4 protein-coding genes and 1 pseudogene are annotated in these 3651 nt (G+C 30.2%); 4 read left to right on the top strand and 1 reads right to left on the bottom strand.

Annotation, left to right across the window (positions count from 1 at the left end):
- The first annotated feature begins 121 nt into the window (after positions 1-121).
- From HMPREF2782_RS03140 to HMPREF2782_RS03125, 4 genes are read left to right on the top strand one after another with little or no spacing between them, the layout of a single operon-like run.
- Positions 122-889 carry an ABC transporter permease gene (locus tag HMPREF2782_RS03140; RefSeq protein WP_004835628.1) on the top strand — a complete coding sequence of 256 codons (768 nt, stop codon included), beginning with the start codon at positions 122-124 and terminating at the stop codon, positions 887-889.
- Between the two features lie 14 nt (positions 890-903).
- Entirely contained in the window at positions 904-1827 is a 924-nt protein-coding gene (locus HMPREF2782_RS03135; RefSeq protein ID WP_016648533.1) for an ABC transporter ATP-binding protein, read from the top strand.
- Complete coding sequence (locus HMPREF2782_RS03130) at positions 1820-2551, top strand: ABC transporter permease (RefSeq protein WP_070640800.1); 732 nt, start codon at positions 1820-1822, stop codon at positions 2549-2551. Before HMPREF2782_RS03135 ends, HMPREF2782_RS03130 begins: the two co-directional genes overlap by 8 nt.
- Complete coding sequence (locus HMPREF2782_RS03125) at positions 2552-3304, top strand: ABC transporter permease (protein ID WP_070640798.1); 753 nt, start codon at positions 2552-2554, stop codon at positions 3302-3304.
- 44 nt (positions 3305-3348) lie between these two features.
- On the opposite strand, the pseudogene HMPREF2782_RS03120 reads toward HMPREF2782_RS03125, so the two are convergent.
- A pseudogene (locus HMPREF2782_RS03120) lies at positions 3349-3651 on the bottom strand (mobilization protein); the annotation flags it as partial.

Below are 3651 nucleotides of genomic sequence, written 5' to 3'. Positions count from 1 at the left end.
CAGAATATATTCACCTATTCTGCAACATCACCTTTTTTTATTGAAACAAGATAAAAACAAGGGTGTCGCAAGATTATGGCAAGGTTAATCATTTATAATATTTATTGTAAGGAGGTGCGATATGTTCTTGATAAAAGCTGAAATAAAAAAATGGAAGAGAAGTAAAATTTTGATAGGTATTATTATACTAACTGTTATCTTGAATTTGTTTGCAATTGAAAGAGCATTTTCAATTTCAAGAGAAAGTCCTATCATGGATAGTTTTGGAGACTTATATTGTTTAGCGTTTAAGAATATAACTTTTGTGTTCTTGCCAATCGTAATTGGAATGATTTCTACAATGTTATTTTTTGACGAAAGGAAGAATGACACTTTAAAGAATGTACTAATAACTTCGGTTAGTAGATTTGAAGTATTTTTTGCGAAATTTATTTTGATAGAATTACTGACTATATTTTTGATGGTATTAACATATATGTCATCAGTTTTGGGTGCAGTATTAAGTGCCGGATTCGTAGATTTTAATTTAATTACATTAAAAGAGGCAGCAATATTATATATGCTTGCAGCTTTATTAATTCCGATTGCAATGCTTCCGGTAATTTATATTGCTACTTTTTCTAAGAGTTATGTTTTACCTATTTCTATGTGCTTGCTTTATTTAGGAATTGGGATATTTGGAGCTTCGATATTAGTTCATATACATCCGCTGGCAAGTTTATTAGGGGTTTATCAAAATGTATCATCGGCTGCCAAAGAAATGGTAGAAAACAGTATAGGTGGATATTCGTTAAATGTATCGCAGTTTAGTTGTTTGTTACATATTTTAACAATTGGAACACTATTTTTTGTGTTCTCTATAAAATCTATGAAAAGACAAAATTATTAAGGAGAAAAAAGAAAATGAAAAACTATATTATTGAAACAAAGAATTTAACAAAAGTGTATGGAGAACAAAAGGCTGTAAATTCGGTAAATTTACACATTGAAAAAGGTTCTATATACGGGCTATTAGGACGAAATGGAGCAGGAAAGACCACTATTATGAAGATGATACTGGGACTTACTGATATTACGAATGGTGAAGTAAGTGTTTTTAACCAAAATATAAAAGGTAATGAGAAAAAGATTTATCCAAGAATTGGTGCGATTATTGAAACACCCGGATTTTATCCTAATCTTACAGGGACGGAGAATTTGGAAATATTTGCACTGCTTAGAGGAACGGCTTTCCCTGATGCGGTAAAAAATGCTTTAGAAGTAGTTGGCTTACCACATAAAGATAAGAAACTATTCGGAAATTACTCTTTAGGAATGAAGCAGAGACTTGGGATTGCTAATGCAATTTTACATGATCCAGAGGTTTTAATTTTAGATGAACCGACAAATGGCTTAGATCCCATTGGAATAGCGGAAGTTAGAAATTTTATAAAAGATTTAAGTATAAAAAAAGGAAAGACAATTTTAATCTCCAGTCATATTTTATCTGAAATAACACTTCTCGCTGATACAGTTGGCATTATAGATAAAGGGGTTCTTTTAGAAGAAAGCAGCATGGAAGAATTAAATAAAAAAAATAGAAAGTATATTATGTTGGAAGTGTCTGATGTATCAAAGACGACTATTGTGTTGGAAAAAGAGTTCGGAATAACCAACTATTCTGTTGAAGATAATAATCATGTAAAGATATATAGTCACGGATTAGATATGGCAAAAATTAATAAGTCATTAGTTATGAATGGAATATCGGTGGCTTCATCACAAACCTGTAATGATTCTTTGGAAGATTACTTCAAGAAGATAACCGGAGGAGAGGGAATTGCTTAATTTAGTTAAAGTAGAGTTTCTTAAATTGAAAAGGAAAAAGATTGTTTGGATGATGTTTCTGGCAACACTCTTAATGCCATTGCTTGCCACTATATACTTTGGGAATATAGACCTTTCAGACAATGCAATGAAATATTTCAAATGGACAATCTTTAGTTATAATTTATGGCTGATTTTACCAATTATATTAGGAATATTTTCCACAATGATTGTGTCTATGGAGTATGAAAATGACACTTTTAAAGCATTATGGATTGTTCCGATACAAAAGACGAAGCTTTTAATTAGCAAATTTATAATTGTGTTTTTATATACTTTAGTCTTTATGGGTTTATCAATTCTCTTTACACTTCTTTTTGGAAGAATTATTCATCATATAGAGATGAATCACTTTTTGTTGATTTTTCTCATTAGAAAGTGTTTTGAGATTAGTGGACTTTTATCAGTTTCCATGCTGCCTATTTTATCTATCGCATTTTTAACAAAAAAATACATTTTACCGATTTGCATTACGATTGTTTATGCCTTTTCGGGATTTGTAATTTTAATGGTTAATATGTATATACACCCATTATCAAGCTCTACAGCAATTGTTTTGAGGGATGTCCCGGGAATAATATTAAATCAGGATATAAATATATTTTATTCTCTTCTTTGTATAGGGATATGGGTCGTCGGATTTACAATAGTTACAAAATTATTATTGAAAAGGAGAGGATGGTAAATGAAGACACTTTTATTAGCTGAATATAAAAAACTTCACAGATCAAAATTGATATTTTTGCTTGTATTTGCACTCATAATGACTTTGGGAGTTGTTTTTCTTCAAGGACAATTTACATTTAGTGGGGAAAAGTATATAGACACATTTGGATGGTATATTTTACAGGTGCATTCTTTGACCACATATTTTGTCTTGCCAAGTTTGATAGCATTGTTTGGAGGATATATTATTTGTCGTGAGGAACAAGAAGATGTACTGAAATCATTAAGGCTAATACCGATAGACGAGAGTAATATGATTACTGCAAAAATGATAATTACTCTATTAGGTAGTATTTTTGTTTATTTAATACTATTTACGGCATCCTTAATTATAGAAGCGGTATTGCATTTACACGCAGTAAATATGAGTGAAGTAGTTCACTATTTTGTTGTATATGTATTAACTGGAATAAGCGTTTTTATGGTAATATCTCCAATTATTGCACTTATTGGACTTGTTAAAAGGAGCTACTGGATAGCTCTGATTATCGCTGAGATATACTCTTTTGTGGGAATATTTTTTGCCTCAAAGGAAATTTTAAGAGCCATTTATCCAATATCATCTGTGTTTATTTTGTCAGGAGTGTATGAAACATCCATGTTGGAATTTGCGATTAGTGTACTTGTAAATTTTGGTTGTTGCTTTATTTCATATAAAATATTAAAGAGCATTAAAGTTGGCAAAAAGAAAAGAATTAGCAAAAGAATATAGTTGGAAAAATAAGTTGAAAGTAATTTTAAAAAGAGGAGAGGACACTATCTCTCCATCTCCTTATCCATATAAATTCCGTAATTTTTTCGTATCTTATAAAACTCATCCATAGTGGATTTTGAGGAAGAATACTCTTGCATAAGGGTGTTCTTTTTTTCTTGTAATTTATCGAGGTTTGATAGTATTTCTTTTGTGTTTGGCAGTTTTTTATAGTTTTCTAAAATTTCTTTAGCAGCTATTTTGTAGACGGAAAGTTCGCTATAATATTCTTCTGCAAATTGTTTGTCCTCAGGATTTTTCTTGTGGTATTTATATATTTCACGATACTTATTTATAGTATTTATATT

The sequence above is a fragment of the Anaerococcus sp. HMSC068A02 genome (assembly GCF_001811125.1).
Taxonomy (GTDB): domain Bacteria; phylum Bacillota; class Clostridia; order Tissierellales; family Peptoniphilaceae; genus Anaerococcus; species Anaerococcus vaginalis_C.
Note: the sequence above shows the minus strand (reverse complement) of the source record. Positions and strands in the feature narration are given on the sequence as shown.